This window comes from Micromonospora sp. AMSO12t, from assembly GCF_008806585.1.
In the GTDB taxonomy this organism is placed as follows: Bacteria; Actinomycetota; Actinomycetes; order Mycobacteriales; family Micromonosporaceae; genus Micromonospora; species Micromonospora reichwaldensis.
In genome coordinates, this window is the sequence record NZ_WAAS01000334.1 from 1 (window position 1) to 6,180 (window position 6,180).

The 6,180-nt window shown below is 75.2% G+C and carries 1 protein-coding gene; it reads right to left on the reverse strand.

Features of this window, described 5'->3' with window-relative positions; all coding sequences use genetic code 11:
• Window positions 1–6,180: non-ribosomal peptide synthetase (locus F6X68_RS29590; protein WP_151457330.1), on the reverse strand; the 6,180-nt coding region annotated here is incomplete at both ends.

Sequence of the window (6,180 nt, forward strand, 5' to 3'; positions counted from 1 at the left end):
GGAGGTGGGCGCCGTGGTGGTTCTGTTCGGTGGGTCGGGGTCGGTCGGTGGGTAGTTCGAGCAGGGTGGGTGCGTCGGCGAGGGTGTGTCGCCAGTGGGTTTCCTGGCGTTGCAGGGTGCCGTCGGTGAGCCATTGGCGTTGCCAGGCGGCGTAGTCGGCGTACTGCACGGGCAGGGGCGGCAGCGGGTCGGGCCGGCCCTCGTGGAACGCCGCGTAGAGCGCCCCCAGCTCACGGGTCAGGACGCCGATGGACCAGCCGTCGGAGACGACGTGGTGCATGGTGACGAGCAGGACGTGCCGGTCCGGGGCGAGGGTGACCAGGCGGCCCCGGATCAGGGGGCCGGCGGTCAGGTCGAACGGGGCCGTGAACTCCTCGTCCTGGAGCCGGGCCAGCCGGGCGGCGGCGTCGGGCGCGCCGGTGAGGTCGTGCGTGTGCAGGGTGAAGCCGGTGCCGGGCGGGTCGACGTGCTGGTGGACGTCGGAGCCGGCGGGCACGAGCCGGGTGCGCAGGGCCTCGTGCCGGGCGACCAGGGCGTCCAGGGCCGCCCGTAGCGCTTCGTGGTCGAGCCAGCCGGCCAACTCCAGGGCGAGGGGCATGTGGTAGGCGTGGCCGAGACCGCCGAGGCGTTCCAGGAACCACAACCGCCGCTGCGCGAAGGAGGGCTCCAGCGCGCCGGCCCGGTCGACCGGGCGGATCGGGGGCAGCACGTCGCGGCCGTCCGGCGTCAGCCGGGCGACGAAGGCGGCGAGGACCGGCGCGGCGAAGAGCGCCGCCGGGGAGACCTCCCGCCCCAGCACCTGCCGGATCCTGGAGACCAGCCGCATGGCGAGCAGCGAGTGGCCGCCCAGGGCGAAGAAGTCGTCGTGCCGGCCGACCCGCTCGACTCCCAGCACGTCGGCCCAGACGCCGGCGACCATGCTCTCCAGCAGGCCGACCGGCTCGACGTGCCCGCGCTGGCCGAAGGCCTCCCCGTCCGGTGCCGGCAGCGCCGCCCGGTCGAGCTTGCCGTTGGGCGTCAGCGGCCACGCGGCCAGCCGGACGTACGCCGACGGCACCATGTGCTCCGGCAGTTGGGCGGCGAGTCGGTCCCGCAGCCGCGCGGCGTCCGGCGCCTCTGCGCCCAGCACGTACGCGACGAGCCGCTGGTGGCCGCCGGCGTCCGGGCGCGCCACGACGACCGCCTCCCGGACGCCCTCGGTCGCCGCCAGCCGCGACTCGATCTCGCCCAGCTCGACGCGGAAGCCCCGGATCTTCACCTGGAAGTCGTCGCGGCCCAGGAACTCCAGTTCCCCGCCCGGCAGGCGGCGACCCAGGTCACCGGTGCGGTAGAGCCGCTCGCCCGGCACGAACGGGTTGGCGCGGAAGCGCCGGGCGGTCAGCTCGGGCCGGTTCAGGTAGCCGCGCGCCACGCCCGCGCCGCCGATGTGGATCTCGCCGACCACCCCGTCCGGGACCGGCTCGCCCTCGCCGTCGAGCAGGTAGACGCGCACGTTCGGCAGCGGCCGGCCGATCGGCAGGCAGGTCGCCCCGGCGAGGCCGTCGGTCGGGAGCAGGTGGCAGGTGCTGTCGACGGCCGCCTCGGTCACGCCGTACGCGTTGACGATCCGCACCCGCGGGCCGCACAGGGCGCGGAGCTGGGCGGCGTTCGCGGCGGTCCAGGCGTCCGAGCCGCAGACCACCGTCTCCAACCCGGCGAGGCTCCCGCCGGTCGACTCCAGGTGCGCCAGCAGCGGGTTGAGCACGGCCGGCACGAAGTCGGCGAAGTCCACGTCGTGGCGGCGCAGCAGGGCGTACAGGCCCGCGCTGTCCAGCAGCAGCGGACGCGGGCAGAGCACCAGCCGCCCGCCGAAGCCGAGCGCCCGCACCACGTCGGCGGTGAAGACGTCGAAGGAGAAGCTCGCCATCTGCAGGTGCACCAGGCCGGGACGCAGGTCGAACAGGCGCTCCCAGGCGGCGGCCACGGCCACCAGCTGCCGGTGCTCCACCAGCACCCCGTTGGCGGTGCCGGAGGTGCCGGACGTGTAGATGACGTACGCCAGATGGTGCGCGCCCAACCCGTCGACGGCCGGGTCGGTCACCGGCAGCTCCGCCCAGGCCGCCGCGTCGAGGTCCAGGTCGACCACCGGGGTGTCGAGCCCGGCCAGCGCGGCGTGCAGCCGCTCGCGGGCCGGGCCGTGGGTCAGCGCCGTCACCGGGGCGCTGTCGCGCAGCATGGCGGCGAGCCGGTCGGCCGGGTAGGCCGGGTCGAGCGGGAGGTAGGCGCCACCCGCCTTGAGGACCGCCAGCAGGTCCACCACGGTGTCCAGCGACCGCTCGACGCAGATCGCGACCAGCCGGTCGGGACCGACGCCGCGGGCGCGCAGGTGGTGGGCCACCCGGTTGGCCCGCGTGTTCAACTCGCCGTAGGTGAGGCGCTCGTCGCCGAGGACGAGGGCCACCGCCTCCGGGTCGCGGGCCGCCCGGTCCTCGACGAGGTGGTGCACCAGGCGGCCCGGCGGGTACGCCACCGTGGCGTCGTTGCCCTCCTCGACGAGCCGGCGGCGCTCGGCGGGGGGCAGCACGTCGAGCCCGCCCACCGGCGCGTCCGGCGCCCGCTCCAGCGCGTCGGCCAGCGTCTCCAGGGCCCGTTCGACCATCGCGCAGACCCGGTCGGGCGCCACCCCGGCCGCGGCGGCGACGGTCAGCGCGACGTTGTCGCGCAGGTCGTCGACGTCCAGCGCGAGCGGGTAGTTGCCGCGCTCCTGGGCGGCCAGGTAGGTCAGGTCGTCCGCGTCGGGTTCCGGCGCGGGGGCGTCCGACTCGGCCAGCACCTCGGCGCGCCGGTAGTTCAGCAGGGCGGTGAAGAGTGGCGCCGGTGGCGCGACGCCGCTGCACGACTGGGCCAGCGCCAGCGACGCGTGCTCGTGCCGGATCAGCCCGGTCAGCGCCTCGTGGGTGCGCAGCACGCACTCCGTGGCGCCGGTGGCGTCGACGGCGACCCGCAGGGGGAGCGTGTTGAGGAAGGGCCCGAGGACGCGGTCGCTGCCTGCGCCAGCGTCCATCCGCCCGGAGAGCACGGTGCCGAAGACGACGTCCCGGCGGCCGGCGGCCCGGGCCAGCACCTGCCCCCAGGCGACGTGGAACAGGCTGGTCACCCCGACCTGGAGGTCCTGGGCCCGCTGCCGCAGCCGCCGCGTCAGCTCCGGCCCGAGCCACACCCGGGCGTCGCGCATGGTGTGCCCGTCGCCGTGGATGTCGCGCAGGCCGAAGGGCACGGTCGGGCTGTCCACGTCGGAGAGCATCCGGCGGAAGAAGGTCTCCTGCTCGGCCCGGTCGACGCCGCGCCGGATCCGCGCCACGAAGCCGCGGAACGGCAGCGGCGGCGGCAGCCGGTCGCCCTCGCCGGCCAGGTACGCGCGGACCTCGGCCCGCAGCTGCTTCAGCGAGGTGTTGTCGTCGACGATGTGGTGGATCAGCTCCACGGCCAGCCACGCGCCGTCGCGCGGGTCCCGCGCCACCAGCAGCCGTAGCAGCGGGGCCTGGTCGAGGGGGAGGCGGGCGTACCGCCGGTCGACGTGCTCGCGGAGCTGCCGGAGCGGGTCGTCGCCCGCGGGATCGAGCGTGACCTCCTCCACCGGCAGGGGCGCCCGGCGCCACACCACCTGCACCGGCTCGTTGATCCCGTGCCACACCACCCCGGTGCGCAGCACGTCGTGCCGGGCGATCACCGCCTCCAGCGCGGCGGCGTAGCGGTCCAGCCGGTCCCGGTCGGCGAAGCGCAGGACCGTGGTCACCAGGTAGGGGTCGCGGTCGCGGGCCATCAGGTGGTGGAAGAGCATCCCCTCCTGCACCGGGGCCAGCGGGTAGACGTCCTGCACGTTCGGCGCCCCGCCGGAGACGGTGGCGACGACCGCGTCGATCTCCGGCTGGCTCAGCTCCACCAGCGGCAGCAGGTCCGGGGTGATCCGGTCGCAGCCGGCCGGGATCGGCTCCGGCGTCGCCTCGGCCCGGTCCGCGCCCGCGCCCACGGCGGCGGCCAGGTCGGCCAGGACCGGCGAGGCGAAGAGCGCGCGTACGTCGGCGGGCATGCCCTGGCGGCGCATCCGTTCCAGCACCCGCAGGGCCAGCAGCGAGTGCCCGCCCAGCGCGAAGAAGTTGTCGTGCCGGCCGACCCGCTCGACGCCGAGCACCTCGGCCCAGATGGCGGCGAGGGCGGTCTCCGTCGGACCGACCGGCTCGGTGTAGTGCCGGGCGGCGAAGGCGGACCCGTCGGGTGCGGGCAGCGCCCGGTGGTCGAGCTTGCCGTTGGGCGTGAGCGGCCACTCGGCGACCCGCACGTACGCGGCCGGGACCATGTGCTCCGGCAGGACACCGGCCAGCCGGGTCCGCAGCGCCTCGGCCGTCAGCCGGCGCACCGACGCGGTGTAGTAGCCGACCAGGCGCGGCTCGCCCGTGGCGTCGGTCGTGACCGTCACCACCGCGTCGCGTACGCCGGGGCAGGCGGCCAGCCGGGCCTCGATCTCGCCCAGCTCGACGCGGTAGCCACGGATCTGCACCTGGGAGTCGTTGCGGCCCAGGTATTCGAGACCGCCGTCGGGGCGGTGGCGCACGAGGTCACCGGTGGCGTAGAGCCGGTCCCCCGCGACGAACGGGCTGGGCCGGAAGCGTTCCGCGGTCAGCGCGGGACGGTTGAGGTAGCCGCGTGCGACCCCCGCGCCACCGACGTGGAGCTCGCCGACGACCCCGGGCGGCACCGGTTCCCCCCGCCCGTCGAGCACGTAGAGCCGCAGGTCCCCGATGGGTCGCCCGATCGGGCTGACGCCGGGTCGCTCGGTGTCGGCCGGGGTCAACGGCCGGTGGGTCACGTGCACGGTGGTCTCGGTGATGCCGTACATGTTGACCAGTTCGGTGCGCCCGTTGCGCGCGTCCGCGTACCACGGCCGCAGCATCGTCGGGTCCAGCGCCTCGCCCCCGAAGACCACCGTACGCAGCCGGTGCGCCCGCGCGCTGTCGGCCTGCGCGGCGATCAGGCTGCGGAACGCGCTGGGGGTCTGGTTGAGGACGGTGACGCCCTCGTCGCAGAGGAGCCGGTGGAAGTCGGCGGGGGAGCGGCTGACCAGCCGGGGGACGATCACCAGCCGGCCGCCGTGCAGCAGCGCCCCCCAGATCTCCCAGACGGAGAAGTCGAACGCGAAGGAGTGGAAGAGGCTCCACACGTCCGTCGGACCGAAGCCGAACCACCCGGCCGTGGCGGAGAAGAGCCGCACCACGTTGGCGTGCTCGACCATGACGCCCTTCGGGCGGCCGGTGGAGCCGGAGGTGTAGATGACGTAGGCGAGGTGGTCGGGCCGGGTGCCGGGGTCGGGGTCGGTGGTGGGGTGCTCGGCCCAGCGGTGTGCGTTGGCGTCGAGGTCGACGAGGGGCGCGTTGGTCAGGCCGTCGACGGTGGTGCGGGTCGCGGCGTGGGCGAGGACGGCGACCGGGGCGCTGTCGCCGAGCAGTTCGCCGAGGCGCTCCGCCGGATGGGCGGGGTCGAGCGGCACGTACGCGCCGCCGGCCTTGAGCACGGCCAGCAGGGCGACGACCAGCTCGGGTGAGCGCTCCAGGCAGACCGCGACGAGGGCGTCGGGGCCGACGCCGTGCGCGCGCAGGTGGTGGGCGAGCCGGTTGGCGCGCGCGTCGAGGTCGCGGTAGGTCAGCGATTTGCCCTCGCACGTCACGGCCACCGCGTCGGGTGCCGCGGCGACCCGCTCCGCGAACAGCCCGGGGATCGTCCGCCCGGCCGGGTACGTGGTCGCGTCGTCCCAGGCGGCGAGGAGTTCGCGGCGCTCCGTCGGGTCGAGCAGCGTCAGCCGGTCGATGGGCTGGTCGGGGTGGGCGACGAGTTGGGTGAGGACGTGGCGCAGGTAGCGGATGTGCCGCTGGGCGGTGGCGGTGTCGAACAGGGCGGTGGCGTATTCGAGGCTGCCCGTGATGCGGCCGTCGTGCTCGGCCAGGGAGAGGGTGAGGTCGAACTTTGCGCTGGTCCACGGGCTGCGCAGCGCGGTCACCTCGACACCCGGCAGGTCCAGGTCCACGTCCTCGTTGTTCTGCCAGGCGAACATGACCTGGAAGAGGGGGGTGTGGGCGAGGTTGCGGGTGGGGTTGACGGCTTCGACGACTTGTTCGAAGGGGAGGTCCTGGTGGTCGAGGGTGGTGA